This window comes from Pseudomonas sp. IPO3778, assembly GCF_013386825.1.
Classification (GTDB): domain Bacteria; phylum Pseudomonadota; class Gammaproteobacteria; order Pseudomonadales; family Pseudomonadaceae; genus Aquipseudomonas.
The window spans coordinates 23,335-41,260 of sequence record NZ_JACARC010000014.1; the positions used below are offsets into that span (position 1 = coordinate 23,335).

The window sequence follows — 17,926 nt, forward strand, 5'->3', positions numbered from 1 at the left end:
TATGACTTTTCCCCTGCAAGAACCGGCCGAAGACATCGCCGAGGCCCTCGAACAAGGCTGGCTGCCGATCCGCGAGGTGGCACGCCAGACCGGCGTCAACGCCGTAACCCTGCGCGCCTGGGAACGCCGCTACGGCCTGATCGTGCCCCAGCGCACGCCCAAGGGGCACCGGCTGTTTTCCGCCGAGCACGTGCAACGCATCCACACCATCCTCACCTGGCTCAACCGCGGCGTGCCGGTCAGCCAGGTGAAGAACCTGATCGACACCGCGCACACCACCAGCGAGCCGCCGGTGGAGAACGAATGGCACAGCCGCCGCCAGCACCTGTTGCAGGCCATCAGCGAACTGGCCGAGCGCCGGGTGGATGACGCCTTCAACCAGGCCATGGCGCTGTACCCGCCGCGCACCCTGTGCGAGCAGCTGTTATTGCCGTTGCTCAAGGAACTTGAGCTGCGCTGGCAAGGCCAGTTCGGTGCGCAGATGGAGCGGGTGTTTTTCTATTCCTGGCTGCGCAGCAAGTTCGGCGCGCGGATGTACCACAACAACCGCCAGCTCAACGGCGCACCGTTGCTGCTGGTCAATCATTCCGACCTGCCGCTGGAGCCGCACCTGTGGCTCACCGCGTGGCTGGCCAGCAGTGCCGATTGCCCGGTGGAAGTCTTCGACTGGCCCTTGCCGGTGGGCGAACTGGCTCTGGCGGTCGAGCATCTGCAACCGCGCGCGGTGCTGCTGTATTCGAGCAAGGCGCTGCATCTGTCGGCGCTGGGCAAACTGTTCAGCGGCATCGACTGCCCAAAACTGATAACCGGACCAACGGTATGCATCCACCACGCCGAGTTGTCCGTATTAACCGATGAAATCCCTGAATTGCTCCTGGCGGAAGACCCGTTATCGGCCCATCAGGCACTGCTTAAACATGGACTTATTTAAATGCACTTGATCTGGCTGCGCACCGACCTGCGCCTACATGACAACACCGCCCTCGCCGCCGCCGCACAGCGCGGCCCGACAGCGGCTGTCTACCTGATCAGCCCGGAGCAATGGCTGGCCCATGATGATGCGCCCTGCAAAGTCGACTTCTGGCTGCGCAACCTGCAGACCTTGAGCGTGGCACTGGGCGAGCTGAACATTCCGCTGTTGATCCGCCATGCCTCGACCTGGGACCAGGCACCGCAAGTCTTGGCAGACCTGTGCCAGGAACTGTCGGTGGAGTCGGTGCACGTCAATGACGAATACGGCATCCACGAAGAGCGCCGCGACGCCGCCGTGGCCAAGGCCCTCGAAGCCCGGGGCGTGACATTCCACCCTTATCTGGACCAGTTGCTGTTCGAGCCGGGCAGCGTACTGACCAAGACCGGCACCTACTTCCAGGTGTTCAGCCAGTTCCGCAAAGTCTGCTACAACCGCCTGCACAGCGCTTTGCCGCGCCTGGTGGCCACCCCCAAGGCCCAAGCGCCGCTCGCGCTCAAAAGCGACCCGATCCCGGATCGCGTCGACGGTTTTGCCCCCCCCAGCGAGGCCTTGCGCGCGCTTTGGCCTGCGGGTGAAGCCGAAGCCCGGCGCCGTCTCGAGCAGTTTGCCGACGCACAAATCAGCTACTACAAAGACGAACGCGACTTCCCGGCCAAGCCCGGCACCAGCCAGCTCTCGGCCTACCTGGCCGCAGGCGTGGTCTCGCCGCGCCAATGCCTGCATGCCGCGCTGCAAAGCAACCAGGGCGAATTCGAAAGCGGCGACGTCGGCACCATCACCTGGATCAACGAACTGCTGTGGCGCGAGTTCTACAAACATATTCTGGTGGGCTACCCACGGGTCTCCCGCCACCGCGCCTTCCGCCCGGAAACCGAAGCCGTGGCCTGGCGCAACAGCCCCGAAGACTTGAAGGCCTGGCAGGAAGCACGCACCGGCCTGCCGATCATCGATGCGGCGATGCGCCAACTGCTGGAAACCGGCTGGATGCACAACCGCCTGCGCATGGTGGTGGCGATGTTCCTGACCAAAAACCTGCTGATCGACTGGCGTGAAGGCGAGCGTTTTTTCATGCGCCACCTGATCGACGGTGACCTGGCGGCCAACAACGGCGGCTGGCAGTGGAGTTCGTCCACCGGCACCGACTCAGCGCCGTATTTCCGGATTTTCAGCCCCTTGAGCCAGTCGGAAAAATTCGACGGCGAAGGCGTGTTTATCAAGCACTGGCTGCCGCAACTGGCGGCGCTGAACAAAAAAGAAGTGCATAACCCCGACGCCGTGGGCGGCCTGTTTGGCGTGGCGGACTATCCTCGTCCTATCGTCGATTTGAAAAAGTCCCGCGACCGCGCCCTCGCCGCCTTCCGTAGCCTGCCTTCTCGCCAGGCGGCTGGAGGCAACTATGAGTGATTTCCTGCGCCGCTTCGCCCAGGCCTTTGCCAGTGTGGACAAGCACAACCTGCACCTGCTCGACAGCCTGTACAGCAAGGACATCAGCTTCACCGACCCGCTGCACGAGGTGCAGGGGCTGACGGCGCTGCACCGTTACTTCGCCGAGCTGTACGACAACGTCACCCAGCTGCGCTTTGACTTCCATGGCTTCGATCAAGTGGCAGAAGGCGAAGGCTACCTGCGCTGGAAAATGAGCTTCTGCCACCCGCGCCTGGCCAAGGGTGAAGTGATTCGCGTCGAAGGCTGCTCGCATCTGTTGTGGCGCGACAAGGTGTACCGCCATCGGGACTATTTCGACGCGGGTGCACTGCTGTATGAACACCTGCCGGTCCTCGGCGGCGTGGTCAGTTGGTTGAAAAGGAGAATGGGATGAGCCTTACACCTCCACGTCGCTATTGGTTGACCGGTGCCAGCAGTGGCATCGGTGCCGAACTGGCCAAGGCACTGCTCGACAGCGGCGCCCACGTGGCCGTCAGCTCCCGTTCCAAGCCGCCGCTGGAACAGCTCGCCAAGCAATACCCCGGGCAAGTGCTGGTGGTGGCGGGCGACCTGACCAACAGCCAGACCGTGCGCGAAATTGGCGAACATATCGGCGTGGTCTGGGGCTCGCTGGACACCGTGATCCTGAATGCCGGCACCTGCGAATACGTGGATGCCAGGCAATTCGACGCCTCGATCATCGAACACGTGGTGCGCACCAACCTGCTGGCCAGCAGTTACTGCATCGAGGCCGCCCTGCCCCTGTTGCGCGCCGGCCATACCCCGCACCTGGTGGGCGTGGCCAGCGCCGTGACCTACCTGCCGATGCCCAGGGCCGAAGCCTATGGTGCCTCCAAGGCGGGCCTGCGTTATCTGTTCGAATCCCTGCGCATCGACCTGTCACCCGAAGGCATTGACGTCACCGTGGTCAGCCCGGGTTTTGTCGACACACCGCTGACCGCCCGCAATGACTTCCCGATGCCCTTGAGCTGGCCTGCGGACAAAGCCGCGCGGCATATCTTCGCCAAGTTGCAAAACCGCCCCTTGGAAATCGCCTTCCCGGCCCTGTTTATTGCCACGATGTGGCCGCTGTCGAAGCTGCCGAACCGGGTGCAACTGATCATCGGCAAACGCATGCTGCGTAGCCCGCCACCGAAAAAGGACGACCTGTGAAGATCGCCATTATCGGCAGCGGCATCGCCGGGCTGACCAGTGCCTATCTGCTCAGCCGCCGCCACGACATCACACTGTTCGAGGCAGGCGACCGCATCGGCGGGCACACCCACACGGTGAACGTCACCGTGGAAGGCAAAAGCTACGCGGTGGACACCGGTTTTATCGTGTTCAACAACTGGACCTACCCCAACTTCATCAAGCTGCTGGGGCAGATCGGCGTGAAATTCAAACCCACCGAGATGAGCTTTTCGGTGTGCGACCCCAACGCCGGGATCGAGTACAACGGCAACAACCTCAACAGCCTGTTTGCCCAGCGCCGCAATATTCTGTCGCCGGGGTTCTGGGGCATGCTGCGCGACATCCTGCGCTTCAACCGCCAGGCACCGCTGGACCTGCAGGAACAACGTATCAGTGCCGAGATGACCCTGGGCGACTACCTGCAAGCCGGCGGTTATGGCCAGCGGTTTATCCAGCATTACATCGTGCCCATGGGCGCGGCGATCTGGTCGATGTCCCTGGCCGACATGCTCGGGTTCCCCCTGCAATTCTTCGTACGTTTCTTCAAGAACCACGGGTTGTTGTCGGTGAGCAACCGGCCCCAGTGGTGCGTGATCGAAGGCGGTTCGAGCCGCTACATCGAGCCGCTGACCCAATCGTTCCGGGAAAAGATTCGCCTCAATTGCCCGGTCACCCGGGTGGAACGCACCGCGATCGGCGCGGTTGTCCACAGCGCCGCAGGCAGCGAGGGGTTCGACAAGGTGGTGTTCGCCTGCCACAGCGACCAGGCCCTGGCATTGCTGGGCGATGCGAGCCTGGCTGAGCAGCAGATCCTCGGCGCCCTGCCCTACGCCGACAATGACGTCGTCTTGCACACCGATACCCGTTTGCTGCCCGACCGCAAACTGGCCTGGGCCAGCTGGAACTACCGCCTGGACGGAGGCGCGCAAAAACAGGCCGCCGTGACCTACGACATGAACATCCTGCAAGGCATCCACAGCGCCACCACCTTTTGCGTCAGCCTTAACCAGACGGCGATGATCAACCCGCTGAAAGTCCTCGCCCGCTACACCTACGCCCACCCGCAATACAGCCTGGCCGCCGTGGCCGCGCAGGCGCGTTGGGAAGAGTTGTACGGCGCACAGCACACCTATTATTGCGGCGCCTACTGGGCCAACGGGTTCCACGAAGACGGCGTGGTCAGCGCATTGCGCGTGGCCAAGGCGTTCGGTGAACTCCTGTGAACAGCGCCCTGTACAGCGGCTGGATCGCCCATCGGCGGTTTACCCCCAAGGGCCATGCGTTCCGCTACCGGATCGGCCTGCTGTACCTGGACCTCAGTGAACAGGACGAGGTGTTCGGCTTGTCGCCACTGGCGGGCGACCGCTGGGCACCGTTCGCGTTTCGCCAGCAGGATTACCTGCGTGAATTGACCCGTCACGGCATGAGCTTGACCGATGCCGTACGCCAAGAAGTCGGCAAGGCCCTGGGGCGCATCCCACTGGGCGCAATCTGCCTGCTGACCCAGGCCCGCAGTTGGGGCCTGGCTTTTAATCCGGTGAGTTTCTTCTACTGCTTCGAGGCCGATGGAACACTGGCCGCGATCCTCTGTGAAGTGACCAACACCCCGTGGCGCGAGCGCTATCACTACGTGCTGCCGGCCCAGGCGTTGCCTGCCGATGAACACCAGCACTTTGCCGTGACCAAGGCGTTTCATGTCTCGCCGTTTTTGCCCCGGGACCTGGAATACCGCATGAGCTTCAGCCCACCCGCCGCCAAACTGGGCGTGCACATGGCCGACTGGCAAGGCGAGCTGAAAGTCTTCGACGCTACCTTGAGCCTGCAACGCGAAGCCTTGAACCGCGCCAGCCTGCACCGTTACCTGTGGCGCTTCCCGTGGATGACCGCCAAGACCTGCCTGGCTATTTACTGGCAGGCCCTGCGCCTTTTGCTTAAACGCACGCCGATTTTTTCCCATCACGCCGCCGAAGGCGCTTCTCGCACCGCAGTCGGGTATACCAAGGATCGCCGCCATGAAATCCCCTAGCTTATCGGTCAAATCCAACCGCTTGAACGTCAACGGCATGACCGCCGCCTTGCTGCGTAAAGCGGTGTTGCGCCAGCTCGGCCAACTGCGCCACGGCCAGTTGGTGGTGGTCGAGGACGGTGAACGGCAAGTCTTCGGCGCACGGGAAGCGCACCTGCTGGGGGAAATCCAGATCCTCGATTCAGCGGTGTGGGGCCTGGTGGCGGCCAACGGCTCTATCGGCGCGGGCGAGGCGTTCATTCATGGTTACTGGAGCAGCCCGGACCTGACCGCCGTGGTGCGAGTGATGGTCAGTAACCTCGACGTGCTCGATGCGCTGGAAGGCGGCCTGGCCAAGCTCGCGCGCCCCTTCACCCAAAGCCTGCACTGGCTCAACCGCAATACGCGCAAGGGCTCGCAGAAAAACATCGCCGCCCACTACGACCTGGGCAACGACCTGTTCGAAGAATTCCTCGACCCGACCATGATGTATTCGGCCGCACAATTCCTCACCGACGACGACACCCTGGAACAGGCCCAGTTAAACAAGCTGGAACGCATCTGCCAGAAGCTTGCACTGAAACCGTCCGATCACCTGCTGGAAATCGGTACCGGCTGGGGCAGCATGGCGATTTATGCGGCGCAGCAGTACGGCTGCAAGGTCACCACCACGACCTTGTCCAAAGAGCAGTTTGCCTACACCGAAAAGCGCATCGAGACCCTGGGTTTGCAGAACCAGGTGACGTTGCTGCTGGAGGATTACCGCGACCTGACCGGGCAGTACGACAAGCTGGTGTCCATCGAGATGATTGAAGCGGTGGGCCATCGTTTCCTGCCCACCTATTTCAAACAGTGCGCGCAGTTGCTCAAGAGCAACGGCCTGATGTTGCTGCAAGCCATCACCATTCGTGAGCAGCGTTATGAACAGGCCAAGAGCAGCGTGGATTTTATCCAGCGCTATATTTTCCCCGGCGGCGCCCTGCCCTGCGTGCAGAAGATGCTGGAGATCGTCAGCCGCGACACCGACATGAACCTGCTGCACATGGAGGATTTCGGCCTGCACTACGCGCGAACCCTACGCCTGTGGCATGAGAACTTTCGCCGCGCCCACAGCCGCCTGACGGAAATGGGCTACGACGAATACTTCCTGCGCCTGTGGGAGTTCTACCTGTGCTACTGCGAAGGCGGTTTTATGGAGCGCACCATTGGCACCGCGCAAATGCTGCTGGCCAAGCCGGCGGCGCTGACCCAGCCGCTGCTCGGGCGCTTTGATGCTTAAACCGCTGGCGAATGCCGTGCTGTTTCAGTGCGGCTGGTTCGCCTGTGTGTTGGGCGGCGACAGCCTATGGCTCTTGGTGGGGGTGGCCGTGCTGGCAATCCACCTGCTGTGGATAAGTTCATGGTCGCAGGAAGGCCAGGTGATTCTAGCTGTCACCCTGCTGGGCACGGTGATCGACACCGCGTTGCGCGGGTTCGGGGTGTTTCATTTCAGCCTGCCCGGGCCGTTGGCGCCGGTGTGGCTGATCCTGTTGTGGGCACTGCTGGCAACCACGCTGCGCCATTGCCTGGCCTGGAGCGCCCGCCCCTGGTGGCGCGCGAGCCTGCTGGGCGCGGTGGGTGGGCCACTGTCTTATTACGCGGGCAGCCAATTGGCCGGGGTCAGTTTCGGCTTTGGCACCGTGCCGACCTTTATCGGCCTGGCGCTGCTCTGGGGCATGATCTTCCCGTTGTTGCACTGGGTAGCCCGGCAGTTGGCACACTGACGTCCGTCAGGCCTTTCACACACGTATAAGCCGCTTGCCTTACACTGCGCGCCTATGACCAACATCCCCCACACCCAAATCGCCGAACCTGCAGTCACCTGCTCCACCTGCGCTGCGTGCTGCTGCCAGTTGGAAGTCATGCTGATCACCGACACCGGCGTGCCTGATCGTTTTATCGATACCGACGATTGGGGCGGCGAAGTCATGCTGCGCCTGGATGACGGCTGGTGCGCGGCGCTGGATCGGGACACGATGATGTGCACGATTTATGAGAAACGGCCGCTGATCTGCCGGGAGTTCGAGATGGGCGCACCGGAGTGCATTGAAGAGCGCCAGGGGATTGCGACGGTGTATCGCTGATTTCTGAACCGATACAGATCAACCGTGGGAGCTGGCTCGCCTGCGATAGCGTCAACTCGGTGCAACTGATGCACCGAGGTGCCTGCATCGCTGGCAAGCCAGCTCCTACAGGGATTTTGCGGTGTTCTTGAGAATTACAACGGCATCGTGTAGTGCAGCGAATAGCTCTCGACACCATCGTTGTTGCTGCTGATCCCGGCATTGGAGTAATGGGTGGCCCGAATGCCCACTTCACTCCCACCGACAAAGCGCAAGCCGAAACCCAATCGGTCTTCAAACTGGAAGGCCTGGCCAATATTGTTGTCTTCAACCCGCGTGCGGGACAACACGGCCACGCCCACCCCGGCCTCGATGTACGGTTTTACCTTCTCCCCGGCAAACTCATACACAAACACCGGCGAGAACGACAGGCTGCTGACGCTGGCGCGCTTGTCACCGTCCCAGTAGGTATAGGCGCCGCTCCAGTAACCGGTCACACGGCCGGTATCGGTCTGCCACCAGCTTTTATCCCAATCCGACGTCAGCCCCAGGCGATAGGTCATGGTCGAATCGCTGGTGCTCCCCACTCCAAACTCCAGGCCCGCGGCCTGTGCCGAAAACGAGTGCCCCAATACAGCGGCCGCAATCGCAGCCAAACAGAACAAGCGCTTCATAAGAAACATCCTTTCCGAACGAAGTTGTATGATTTTGTACAGGCTAACTCGCTATAGAAGCTGTCGCATAGGCGGAAGTTCAGCGGAAAACGAGCTATTTCACGTTTTTTTCACAGGCCAAAACTACGCACAACGCCGGGAGATTTCCATAGGGTCGGTAGGATATTTCTGAAGTGCCGCGGATCGCCGCTGGTCCAGAACTGGGCAGGCTGGGGATTGCCGGTGGCCAGCAGTTCGCGATCACTCAAAAGACGCTGCAATTGACGTGCTACCGCAGCGCCGGTGTCGATCAGAATGATCGTCGGCGGCAACATCCGGGCGAGCAATGGCTTGAGGAACGGGTAGTGGGTGCAGCCGAGGATGATGGTGTCGCAACCGGCCGCAATCAGCGGTTCGACATAGCCCTGCAACAACTCACGCAACGCCGGGCTGTTCAGGTCGCCGGTCTCGATCAGCTCCACCAAGCCCGGGCACGGCTGGGTAATCACCCGCACATCGGTGGCGAAGCGGTCGAGCAAGGCGGCGAACTTGGCACTTTGCAAGGTGCCGGTGGTGGCCAGCACCCCGACCACGCCACTGCGGGTCGCGGCGGCGGCGGGTTTGACCGCCGGCTCCATGCCTACCAGCGGCCAGTCGGGATAGTCCTGGCGCAACTCGGCGACCGCAGCAACCGTCGCCGTGTTGCAGGCAATCACAAAAGCCTTGGCGCCTTTCTCCCGGAAAAACGCTGCCACCCGTCGCGAGCGTTCAAGGATGAACGCCGGGGTTTTCTCGCCGTAGGGAATGTGCCCGCCGTCAGCCACATACAGCAGCGACTCGTGGGGCAGCAGCCGCTGGATTTCGTCCAGCACCGACAGGCCGCCGACACCGGAGTCGAACACACCGATTGGCGCGTCCTTAACCATGCTGGCTACCGCAGACGCTGCAACCGGGGTCGCGCTTGACCCGCAGCTCGCGGAAACGCGTGGTCAGGGCGTCGATCAACAACAGGCGCCCCACCAACGGCTCGCCGAATACGGCCAGCAACTTCAAGGCCTCAAGGGCTTGCAGGCTGCCGACCAACCCCACCAACGGGCCGATCACACCGGCCTCGCTGCAGGTCAGTTCGGCTTCGCTGCCGTGCCCGTATAAACAGTGGTAGCAGGGGCTTTCGGCCCGGCGTGGGTCGAACACCGACAGCTGGCCTTCGAGGCGAATCGCCGCACCGCTGACCAACGGTTTACCGGCGGCGACACAGGCAGCATTGACCGCTTCGCGGGTGGAGAAGTTGTCGCTGCAGTCGAGCACCACATCGACCGCCGCCACGGCGGCCGCGAGGGAATCCTCATCCAGCGCGCGGCGATGGGCAACCAACTGGATTTCAGGATTGATCGCGTTCAGGCGGCGAATCGCCGAGTCAACCTTGCTCAGGCCGACGCTGTCGGTGTCGTGGATGATCTGGCGTTGCAGGTTGGTCAGGTCAACGGTGTCGAAGTCCGCCAGATGCAACTCACCCACGCCCGCCGCCGCCAGGTAAAGCGCTACCGGCGAGCCCAGGCCACCGAGCCCGACGATCAGCGCGCGGCTGTTTTTCAGGCGCAACTGACCGTCGATGTCGACATGCTGCAACAGAATCTGTCGGCTATAGCGCAACAGCTCCTGATCGTTCATCACGGCCGGCGCCCCAGGGTAATGCGTTCGTGGCCGCCCAGGTCGATACGGCTGTGGACGTCTGCGAAGCCTTCGCCCAGCAGCAGGTCGCGTACGGCCGAGGCCTGGTCGTAACCGTGTTCCAGCAACAGCCAGCCAGCCGCGTCGAGGTGTGCAGGCGCCTGGGCAATGATCAGCCGCAGGTCGTCCAGGCCATCATGCCCGGCCACCAGCGCACTGGCCGGCTCAAAGCGCACATCACCGGCCACCAGATGGGGATCGGTGTCGGCGATATAAGGCGGGTTGCTGATGATCAGGTTGTAAGTGTGGCCTTCGAGGGCGCTGAACCAATGGCTGTTCAGCACCGTGGCGTTCTTCAGGTGCAGGCGCTGGCGGTTGCGCTCGGCCAGGGCCACGGCTTCCAGCACGCGGTCGACGGCGGTGACCTGCCAGGCCGGGCGTTCGCTGGCCAGGGCCAGGGCAATCGCGCCGCTGCCGGTGCCCAGGTCCAGGACCTTGGCCGGTGTGGCGGGCAGCAGTTCCAAAGCCGCTTCCACCAACATCTCGGTTTCCGGGCGCGGGATCAGCGTGTGCGGCGCCACTTCCAGGTCGAGCTTCCAGAAACCTTGCTGGCCAAGGATGTAGGCCACAGGCTCGCCGGTGCGGCGGCGTTGCAGGTAGTCGGCAAAGGTCAGTGCGGCTTCGCTGCTGACGATTTTTTCCGGCCAGGTGTGCAGGTAGCTGCGGGGCTTGCCCAAGGCAGCCGCCAGCAACAATTCAACGTCCAGGCGCGCAGTGGGCGAGTCCGGCAGGTCGGCGGCGCGTAACAGGCTGGCAATAATGGTCATTTATTCACCTATCGCCGCAAGCTGGTCGGCCTGGTATTCGGCCAACAACGGCTCGATGACCGCATCAACGCCACCGGCGAGGATTTCATCCAGGGAGTACAGCGTCAGGTTGACGCGGTGGTCGGTGACCCGGCCCTGGGCAAAGTTGTACGTACGGATACGCTCGGAACGGTCGCCCGAGCCCACCAGCAATTTACGCTCGCTGGCAATTGCGTTGGCGGCGGCGCTGGTCTGCTGGTCGTTGAGCTTGGCCGACAGCCAGGACATGGCCCGCGCACGGTTCTTGTGCTGGGAACGTTCTTCCTGGCACTCCACCACAATGCCCGACGGCAAGTGCGTGATACGGATCGCCGAGTCGGTCTTGTTGACGTGCTGACCCCCGGCGCCCGATGAACGGTAGGTGTCGACCCGCAGGTCCGCCGGGTTGATCTCGATCGCTTCCTGCTCGTCCGGCTCGGGCAACACGGCCACGGTGCACGCGGAGGTGTGGATACGACCCTGGGACTCCGTCGCCGGCACCCGCTGCACGCGGTGTACGCCGGACTCGAACTTCAGCTTGCCGTAGACGTTCTCGCCTTCAACCCGGGCGATGACTTCTTTATAGCCGCCATGCTCACCGATGTTCTCGGACAGGATCTCGACCCGCCAGCCGCGACGCTCGGCATAACGCGAGTACATGCGGAACAGGTCGCCGGAGAAAATCGCAGCCTCGTCACCACCGGTGCCGGCGCGGATTTCAAGGAACACGTTGCGCCCGTCGTTCGGGTCCTTGGGCAGCAGCATGCGTTGCAGGTCGCCTTCCAGCTCGATCAGCTTGTCCTTGGCTTCACGCACTTCTTCAACGGCCATTTCGCGCATGTCCGGGTCACTGTCCTTGAGCAGCGCCTGGGCGCCTTCGAGGTCAGCCTGCACCTTGAGCAACTGCGTATAGGTGCCCACGATCGGTTCAACTTCCGCGTATTCCTTGGAATAGGTGCGGAACTTGGTCTGATCGGAGATGACCTCGCCATCGCCGAGCAAGGCGGTCAGTTCTTCGAAACGGTCCTGAAGGACGTCCAGTTTATTGAGCAGTGACGCTTTCATTGCGGTTTTTTATCCGAAGAGCTTTCTGTCGCGCCCTCACCGAGGGCAAAGAGTTCCTGAGCCATGGCCAGCGCATCGAGGCGGCCTTCGGCGGTAAGCTTTTTCAACTGGACACTGGGAGCGTGCAGCAATTTGTTGGTCAGGCCGCGCGCCAGTTGCATCAGCACGTCTTCGGCGCTGCTGCCGTTGGCGAGCATACGCTGGGCCTTGATCAGCTCCTCGTCCCGCAGGCGTTCGCCTTGCTGGCGGTAGGCCTTGAGCACGTCCACCGCCGCCAGTTCACGCAGGCGCACCATGAAATCGTCGGCACCGGTGCTGACCATTTCCTCGGCGGCCTGGGCAGCGCCCTGGCGACTCTTGAGGTTTTCGGCGACCACTTCGTGCAGGTCGTCGACGCTGTAGAGGTAAACGTCGTCCAACTCGCCGACTTCGGGTTCGATGTCCCGGGGAACGGCGATATCCACCATGAAGATCGGCTTGTGCTTGCGCAGCTTCAAGGCGCTTTCCACCGCGCCTTTACCGAGGATCGGCAACTGGCTGGCGGTGGAACTGATGACGATGTCGCTGCGCACCAGTTCGGCCGGGATGTCGGAGAGCAACACCGCATGGGCACCGAACTGCTCGGCAAGAATGCTGGCGCGCTCCAGGGTGCGGTTGGCGACCACGATGCGCTTCACGCCCAGCTCATGCAGATGGCGGGCGACCAGGGTGATGGTCTCGCCGGCGCCGATCAGCAGGGCCTGGCTGCGTTGCAGGTCACTGAAAATCTGTTTGGCCAGGCTGACGGCGGCAAACGCCACGGACACCGGGTTTTCACCGATGGCGGTGTCGGTGCGCACCTGCTTGGCCGAGTTGAAGGTGGCCTGGAACAAGCGCCCCAGCAGCGGGCCGATGGTGCCGGCCTCACGGGCCACGGCGTAGGCCGATTTCATCTGCCCAAGAATCTGTGGTTCACCCAACACCAGCGAGTCGAGCCCGGAAGCGACGCGCATCATGTGACGAACTGCCGCATCCTCTTCGTGCACATAGGCGCTTTGGCGCAGCTCGTCGAGGCTCAAATGGTGGTAATCGGCCAGCCAGCGCAGCACCACATCGGCAGAAAGATGCTCCTGCTCTATATAGAGCTCGCTGCGATTGCAGGTCGAAAGGATCGCAGCTTCGCGACTGTCGGTGAGCCGGCAGAGCTGCTGCAAGGCCTCAACCAACTGCTCGGGAGTAAACGCCACGCGCTCGCGGACGTCTACAGAAGCAGTCTTGTGGTTAATACCGAGTGCAAGGAAGGCCATTCAATATCGCTGATGATGTCGGGAAGCCGACAATTGTCCTACTTCGAATGATTCAGAACAACCACCGTAGGCTATTGTCCTAGTAGCTTACGCCTATAAAGGCCATCTGTAGGAGCGAGCTTGCTCGCGATGGTCGTTAACGATAACGCTGGCTTACGGGATAAAACGCGTTGTCCTCTGGTTCTTCGCGAGCAAGCTCGCTCCTACACGGTTATGTTTGGCCGAAGGCTTGTGTCATGATGATCCGACCGCAGGTTAGTCGTCCTCTTCCTATATGAATAGATCTTCCGCGTTGCTCCTTGCTTTTGTCTTCCTCAGCGGCTGCCAGGCCATGGCACCCGTGTCGCCGGACGGTACGCCGCCGGTCGAAGACAGCACCCCCGCCCCTGAAAAGCCCAAGGTTTACTCCTCGTTCAGTGAAGAGACGGTCTTCAGTCTGCTGAGCGCAGAGCTGGCCGGCCAGCGCAATCGTTTCGACATTGCCCTGGACAACTACGTGACCCAGGCCATCAATACTCAGGATCCGGGGATTTCCGAGCGGGCGTTTCGCATCGCCGAGTACCTGGGCGCCGATCAGGCGGCCCTGGATACCTCGCTGATCTGGGCGAAAAACGCCCCGGACGATCTCGAAGCGCAACGGGCAGCGGCCATTCAACTGGCCCGCGCCGGGCGCTATGACGACTCCATGGTGTATATGGAGAAAGTCCTGCAGGGCAAGGGCGACACCCATTTCGACTTCCTCGCGCTGTCGGCTGCCGACACCGATCAGGACACCCGCAACGGCCTGATGAAGAGTTTCGACCGCCTGCTGCAAAAACACCCGAACAACAGCCAGCTGATTTTCGGCAAGGCGCTGTTGCTGCAACAGGACGATGAGCCCGAGGCCGCGCTGAAGCTGCTGGAGCAACACCCGCCGGAAGACGGTGAAATAGCGCCGATCCTGCTGCGCGCCCGCCTGCTGCAAAACCTCAACCGCGGCAAGGAAGCGATTCCGCTGCTGGAAAAAAGCATCAAGAAGTACCCGGGCGACAAGCGCCTGCTGCTGACCTATGCCCGCATGCTGGTTGAACAGGACCGCATGGAAGACGCCAAAGTGCAGTTCGCCAACCTCGTCCAGCAATACCCGGACGACGATGAATTGCGTTACTCCCTGGCGCTGGTGTGCCTGGAAGCCAAGGCGTGGGATGAAGCCAAGGGTTACCTGGAAGACTTGATTGCCCGCGAGAGCCACTTGGATTCGGCGCACCTGAACCTGGGCCGCATCGCCGAAGAGCGTAACGACCCGCAGGCCGCGCTGCTTGAGTACGCTCAGGTGGGTCCCGGCAATGATTACCTGCCGGCGCAACTGCGCCAGGCCGACATCCTGATGAACAACGGCCGCACCGACGAGGCCGAAAAGCGCCTGGCGGCCGCACGGGATGCCGAACCGGACTACGCGATCCAGTTGTACCTGATCCAGGCCGAGACCTTGTCGGCCAACAACCAGGGCGATCGCGCCTGGAAAATCCTGCAGCAAGCCTTGCTGCAGTACCCAGACGACCTGAACCTGCTGTACACCCGTGCCATGCAGGCGGAAAAACGCAATGACCTGGCGCAGATGGAAAAAGACCTGCGCCTGATCATCAAGCGCGACCCGGACAACGCCATGGCACTGAACGCCCTGGGTTACACCTTGTCCGACCGTACAACGCGTTACGCCGAAGCCAAGGATCTGATTGAAAAGGCTCACCAGCTCAACCCGGAAGACCCGGCCGTACTCGACAGCCTCGGCTGGGTGAATTACCGCCTGGGCAACCTGGATGAAGCCGAACGCTTGTTGCGCCAGGCGCTGGAGCGCTTCCCCGACCAGGAAGTGGCCGCACACCTGGGCGAAGTGCTCTGGGCCAATGGCAAGCAACGCGAAGCGCGACAAGTCTGGGAGAAGTTCCTCAAGGAACAACCCGAAAGCCCAATCCTGCGCAGCACCATCAAGCGCCTGACCGGATCCGAGACCCTTTAATTTTATGTTTTTGCGCCACGTCATCGTCTTCAGCTTTATCGCCCTGCTCGCCGGCTGTTCGGGCCTTGGCACCCGTGAATCTGTCGAAGGCCCGGGCAACCCGGCGCAATGGCAGCAGCACAAGGATCAACTGAGCAGCCTTGACGGCTGGCAGATCGAGGGCAAGGTCGGCATTCGCGCCCCGAAAGATTCGGGCAGCGGCACCTTGTTCTGGCTGCAACGCCAGGACTATTACGACATTCGCCTGTCTGGCCCGCTGGGCCGCGGTGCGGCACGCCTGACCGGCCGACCGGGGCAAGTCAGCCTGGAAGTGGCCAATCAGGGCCGCTATGAAGCGCCAACGCCAGAAGCCCTGCTGGAAGAACAGATGGGCTGGAAACTCCCCGTCTCCCATCTGGTGTGGTGGGTACGTGGCCTTCCCGCACCGGACAGCAAGAGCCGCCTGAGCCTCAACGGCGACAGCCGCCTGGCCTCGCTGGAGCAGGATGGCTGGCAGGTCGAGTACCTCAGTTATGTGCAACAGAACGGTTACTGGCTGCCCGAGCGCATCAAGCTGCACGGCACCGACCTTGACGTCACGCTGGTGATCAAGGACTGGCAACCTCGCAAGCTGGGGCAGTGACATGACTGTGCAACGCCTGACCCTGCCCTCCCCGGCCAAACTCAATTTGATGCTGCACATTCTCGGTCGCCGTGCAGACGGCTATCACGAGTTGCAGACCATCTTTCAGTTTCTCGACTACGGCGATGAGCTGACCTTCGCCGTTCGCGATGACGGTGTGATTCAGTTGCACACCGAATTCGAAGGCGTGCCTCACGACAGCAACCTGATTGTGAAGGCCGCGAAAAAACTTCAGGAACAATCCGGTTGCCCATTGGGCATCGACATCTGGATCGAAAAAGTCCTGCCCATGGGCGGCGGCATCGGTGGCGGCAGCTCGAATGCTGCAACCACGTTGCTCGGCCTGAATCACCTGTGGCAGCTGGGTTGGGACCACGATCGCCTCGCGGCGCTGGGCCTGACACTGGGCGCGGACGTCCCGGTTTTCGTGCGTGGGCACGCCGCTTTTGCCGAGGGCGTGGGGGAGAAACTCACCCCTGTAGACCCCGAAGAGCCGTGGTATGTCGTGCTTGTTCCGCAAGTATCTGTAAGTACAGCAGAAATTTTTTCAGATCCACTGTTGACACGTAACTCTCCTCCCATTAAAGTGCGCCCCGTTCCCAAGGGAAACAGTCGAAATGACTGCTTACCGGTTGTAGCAAGGCGTTATCCAGATGTACGTAACGCTTTGAATTTGTTAGGTAATTTTACCGAAGCAAAATTAACCGGAACTGGAAGTTGTGTGTTTGGGGGCTTCCCAAGCAAAGCTGAAGCTGATAAAGTCTCGGCCCTTCTTACAGAGACCCTTACAGGGTTTGTAGCAAAGGGAAGCAACGTTTCGATGTTGCATCGCAAGCTGCAAAGTCTGCTCTAAAGGAACCGAGTACTGGGTACTCGTTGCAACAGATACAGGGGCGTCGCCAAGCGGTAAGGCAGCAGGTTTTGATCCTGCCATGCGTTGGTTCGAATCCAGCCGCCCCTGCCATTTTCTATACTCATCCAGGTTACCCTCAGCCTCTAGGTACTGCGCGTGTCCAAGATGATGGTCTTTACGGGGAATGCTAACCCCGATCTGGCTCGGCGTGTTGTACGTCAGCTGCATATCCCTCTCGGTGACATCTCTGTCGGTAAATTCTCCGACGGCGAAATTACAGCCGAGATCAATGAAAACGTCCGCGGTAAAGACGTCTTCATTATTCAGCCGACTTGCGCTCCGACCAACGATAACCTGATGGAACTCGTCGTGATGGCTGATGCCTTCCGCCGCTCCTCAGCGACTCGAATCACAGCTGTAATCCCTTACTTTGGTTATGCCCGTCAGGATCGCCGTCCGCGTTCCGCACGTGTGGCCATCAGCGCGAAAGTCGTTGCTGACATGCTGACCGTGGTAGGCATCGACCGTGTTCTCACGGTTGACCTGCACGCTGACCAAATCCAGGGGTTCTTCGATATTCCGGTAGATAACATCTACGGCTCCCCCGTTCTGGTGGATGACATCGAAGACCAGCGCTTTGAAAACCTGATGATCGTGTCCCCGGACATTGGTGGCGTCGTGCGTGCACGGGCTGTTGCCAAATCCCTGGGCGTGGACCTCGGGATCATCGACAAACGCCGTGAGAAAGCCAATCACTCTGAAGTGATGCATATCATCGGTGATGTCGAAGGGCGTACCTGTATTCTGGTTGATGACATGGTCGACACCGCCGGCACCCTGTGCCACGCGGCGAAAGCCCTGAAAGAGCACGGTGCCGCAAAAGTCTTCGCCTACTGCACACACCCTGTGCTGTCGGGCCGAGCGATCGAGAACATCGAGAACTCAATGCTGGACGAACTGGTGGTGACCAACACCATCCCGTTGTCCGCTGCCGCTCAAGCCTGTTCGCGTATCCGTCAACTGGATATCGCGCCGGTAGTTGCCGAAGCGGTTCGCCGCATCAGCAACGAAGAATCGATCAGCGCGATGTTCCGTTAAGGGTCACCCCTTAGCGACATCAACCTGACGAAAAGCGCCCCGCCCCAGCACTCTGTTGGGGCGGGGCTTTTTTGCCCATATCGCCTTTAGCGCTGGTCGCAAACGCTAGGGCGAATGTGGTTATTTTGGAGATAC

The 17,926-nt window shown here is 61.4% G+C and carries 19 protein-coding genes and 1 tRNA gene; 14 read left to right on the plus strand and 6 right to left on the minus strand.

What is annotated here, in order from left to right; genetic code table 11:
- Position 1: 1 nt before the first annotated feature.
- Genes HX855_RS04950 through HX855_RS04990 form a run of 9 tightly spaced genes read left to right on the plus strand, consistent with a single transcriptional unit; the run spans position 2 to position 7,720 of the window.
- Complete coding sequence (locus tag HX855_RS04950) at positions 2 to 931, plus strand: MerR family transcriptional regulator (protein ID WP_177087440.1); 930 nt, start codon at positions 2 to 4, stop codon at positions 929 to 931.
- A complete protein-coding gene (phrB, locus tag HX855_RS04955; RefSeq protein WP_177087438.1) occupies positions 932 to 2,377 on the plus strand; it encodes a deoxyribodipyrimidine photo-lyase in 1,446 nt (481 codons plus the stop codon).
- Positions 2,370 to 2,792 carry a nuclear transport factor 2 family protein gene (locus HX855_RS04960; protein WP_177087436.1) on the plus strand — a complete coding sequence of 141 codons (423 nt, stop codon included), beginning with the start codon at positions 2,370 to 2,372 and terminating at the stop codon, positions 2,790 to 2,792. The genes phrB and HX855_RS04960 overlap by 8 nt, the downstream gene beginning before the upstream one ends.
- Entirely contained in the window at positions 2,789 to 3,571 is a 783-nt protein-coding gene (locus tag HX855_RS04965; RefSeq protein WP_177087434.1) for an SDR family oxidoreductase, read from the plus strand. The genes HX855_RS04960 and HX855_RS04965 overlap by 4 nt, the downstream gene beginning before the upstream one ends.
- Positions 3,568 to 4,815 carry an FAD-dependent oxidoreductase gene (locus tag HX855_RS04970; protein WP_177087432.1) on the plus strand — a complete coding sequence of 416 codons (1,248 nt, stop codon included), beginning with the start codon at positions 3,568 to 3,570 and terminating at the stop codon, positions 4,813 to 4,815. The genes HX855_RS04965 and HX855_RS04970 overlap by 4 nt, the downstream gene beginning before the upstream one ends.
- Positions 4,812 to 5,618 carry a DUF1365 domain-containing protein gene (locus HX855_RS04975; RefSeq protein ID WP_177087430.1) on the plus strand — a complete coding sequence of 269 codons (807 nt, stop codon included), beginning with the start codon at positions 4,812 to 4,814 and terminating at the stop codon, positions 5,616 to 5,618. The genes HX855_RS04970 and HX855_RS04975 overlap by 4 nt, the downstream gene beginning before the upstream one ends.
- Positions 5,605 to 6,876: a cyclopropane-fatty-acyl-phospholipid synthase family protein gene (locus HX855_RS04980; protein WP_177087428.1), complete on the plus strand. Its 1,272-nt coding sequence runs from the start codon at positions 5,605 to 5,607 to the stop codon at positions 6,874 to 6,876. Before HX855_RS04975 ends, HX855_RS04980 begins: the two co-directional genes overlap by 14 nt.
- Positions 6,869 to 7,360 (plus strand): DUF2878 domain-containing protein, encoded by a 492-nt coding sequence (locus tag HX855_RS04985; protein ID WP_177087426.1) that lies wholly within the window; start codon positions 6,869 to 6,871, stop codon positions 7,358 to 7,360. The genes HX855_RS04980 and HX855_RS04985 overlap by 8 nt, the downstream gene beginning before the upstream one ends.
- 54 nt (positions 7,361 to 7,414) lie before the next feature.
- Positions 7,415 to 7,720: a YkgJ family cysteine cluster protein gene (locus HX855_RS04990; RefSeq protein WP_177087424.1), complete on the plus strand. Its 306-nt coding sequence runs from the start codon at positions 7,415 to 7,417 to the stop codon at positions 7,718 to 7,720.
- 134 nt (positions 7,721 to 7,854) lie between these two features.
- Here the strand turns inward: HX855_RS04990 and HX855_RS04995 are convergent, their stop codons facing one another.
- From HX855_RS04995 to hemA, 6 genes are all read right to left on the minus strand, one after another.
- A complete protein-coding gene (locus HX855_RS04995; RefSeq protein WP_177087422.1) occupies positions 7,855 to 8,373 on the minus strand; it encodes an acyloxyacyl hydrolase in 519 nt (172 codons plus the stop codon).
- A 110-nt stretch (positions 8,374 to 8,483) separates the two neighbouring features.
- A complete protein-coding gene (murI, locus tag HX855_RS05000; protein WP_177087420.1) occupies positions 8,484 to 9,278 on the minus strand; it encodes a glutamate racemase in 795 nt (264 codons plus the stop codon).
- On the minus strand, positions 9,271 to 10,026 hold the full coding sequence (locus HX855_RS05005; protein ID WP_177087418.1) for a molybdopterin-synthase adenylyltransferase MoeB: 756 nt from the start codon (positions 10,024 to 10,026) through the stop codon (positions 9,271 to 9,273). The genes murI and HX855_RS05005 overlap by 8 nt, the downstream gene beginning before the upstream one ends.
- A complete protein-coding gene (prmC, locus tag HX855_RS05010; protein ID WP_177087416.1) occupies positions 10,023 to 10,850 on the minus strand; it encodes a peptide chain release factor N(5)-glutamine methyltransferase in 828 nt (275 codons plus the stop codon). Before prmC ends, HX855_RS05005 begins: the two co-directional genes overlap by 4 nt.
- Positions 10,851 to 11,933, minus strand: a complete 1,083-nt coding sequence (gene prfA / locus HX855_RS05015) for a peptide chain release factor 1 (RefSeq protein WP_177087414.1) — start codon at positions 11,931 to 11,933, stop codon at positions 10,851 to 10,853. It lies immediately after the preceding gene.
- A complete protein-coding gene (hemA, locus tag HX855_RS05020) occupies positions 11,930 to 13,219 on the minus strand; it encodes a glutamyl-tRNA reductase (RefSeq protein ID WP_076014969.1) in 1,290 nt (429 codons plus the stop codon). The genes prfA and hemA overlap by 4 nt, the downstream gene beginning before the upstream one ends.
- Before the next feature lie 274 nt (positions 13,220 to 13,493).
- On the opposite strand from hemA, the gene HX855_RS05025 reads away from it, so the two are divergent.
- From HX855_RS05025 to HX855_RS05045, 5 genes are all read left to right on the plus strand, one after another.
- On the plus strand, positions 13,494 to 15,218 hold the full coding sequence (locus HX855_RS05025) for a tetratricopeptide repeat protein (protein WP_177087411.1): 1,725 nt from the start codon (positions 13,494 to 13,496) through the stop codon (positions 15,216 to 15,218).
- A gap of 4 nt (positions 15,219 to 15,222) precedes the next feature.
- A complete protein-coding gene (gene lolB / locus HX855_RS05030; RefSeq protein WP_008432261.1) occupies positions 15,223 to 15,840 on the plus strand; it encodes a lipoprotein insertase outer membrane protein LolB in 618 nt (205 codons plus the stop codon).
- Between the two features lies 1 nt (position 15,841).
- Entirely contained in the window at positions 15,842 to 16,693 is an 852-nt protein-coding gene (ispE, locus tag HX855_RS05035; protein WP_177087409.1) for a 4-(cytidine 5'-diphospho)-2-C-methyl-D-erythritol kinase, read from the plus strand.
- A gap of 36 nt (positions 16,694 to 16,729) precedes the next feature.
- Positions 16,730 to 16,804: transfer RNA gene (locus tag HX855_RS05040), tRNA-Gln, on the plus strand.
- A gap of 45 nt (positions 16,805 to 16,849) precedes the next feature.
- Complete coding sequence (locus HX855_RS05045; protein WP_003208392.1) at positions 16,850 to 17,791, plus strand: ribose-phosphate pyrophosphokinase; 942 nt, start codon at positions 16,850 to 16,852, stop codon at positions 17,789 to 17,791.
- Positions 17,792 to 17,926 lie beyond the last annotated feature (135 nt).

Excerpts from the sequence above, each read along its gene's own strand:
- HX855_RS04980 (WP_177087428.1), top strand. The coding sequence starts at position 5,605 with ATGAAATCCCCTAGCTTATCGGTCAAATCCAACCGCTTGAACGTCAAC.
- ispE (WP_177087409.1), top strand. The coding sequence starts at position 15,842 with ATGACTGTGCAACGCCTGACCCTGCCCTCCCCGGCCAAACTCAATTTG.
- phrB (WP_177087438.1), top strand. The coding sequence starts at position 932 with ATGCACTTGATCTGGCTGCGCACCGACCTGCGCCTACATGACAACACC.
- lolB (WP_008432261.1), top strand. The coding sequence starts at position 15,223 with ATGTTTTTGCGCCACGTCATCGTCTTCAGCTTTATCGCCCTGCTCGCC.
- HX855_RS05025 (WP_177087411.1), top strand. The coding sequence starts at position 13,494 with ATGAATAGATCTTCCGCGTTGCTCCTTGCTTTTGTCTTCCTCAGCGGC.
- HX855_RS04960 (WP_177087436.1), top strand. The coding sequence starts at position 2,370 with ATGAGTGATTTCCTGCGCCGCTTCGCCCAGGCCTTTGCCAGTGTGGAC.
- HX855_RS04965 (WP_177087434.1), top strand. The coding sequence starts at position 2,789 with ATGAGCCTTACACCTCCACGTCGCTATTGGTTGACCGGTGCCAGCAGT.
- HX855_RS04995 (WP_177087422.1), bottom strand. The coding sequence starts at position 8,373 with ATGAAGCGCTTGTTCTGTTTGGCTGCGATTGCGGCCGCTGTATTGGGG.
- prmC (WP_177087416.1), bottom strand. The coding sequence starts at position 10,850 with ATGACCATTATTGCCAGCCTGTTACGCGCCGCCGACCTGCCGGACTCG.
- murI (WP_177087420.1), bottom strand. The coding sequence starts at position 9,278 with ATGGTTAAGGACGCGCCAATCGGTGTGTTCGACTCCGGTGTCGGCGGC.
- HX855_RS04990 (WP_177087424.1), top strand. The coding sequence starts at position 7,415 with ATGACCAACATCCCCCACACCCAAATCGCCGAACCTGCAGTCACCTGC.
- hemA (WP_076014969.1), bottom strand. The coding sequence starts at position 13,219 with ATGGCCTTCCTTGCACTCGGTATTAACCACAAGACTGCTTCTGTAGAC.
- HX855_RS04985 (WP_177087426.1), top strand. The coding sequence starts at position 6,869 with ATGCTTAAACCGCTGGCGAATGCCGTGCTGTTTCAGTGCGGCTGGTTC.
- HX855_RS04950 (WP_177087440.1), top strand. The coding sequence starts at position 2 with ATGACTTTTCCCCTGCAAGAACCGGCCGAAGACATCGCCGAGGCCCTC.
- prfA (WP_177087414.1), bottom strand. The coding sequence starts at position 11,933 with ATGAAAGCGTCACTGCTCAATAAACTGGACGTCCTTCAGGACCGTTTC.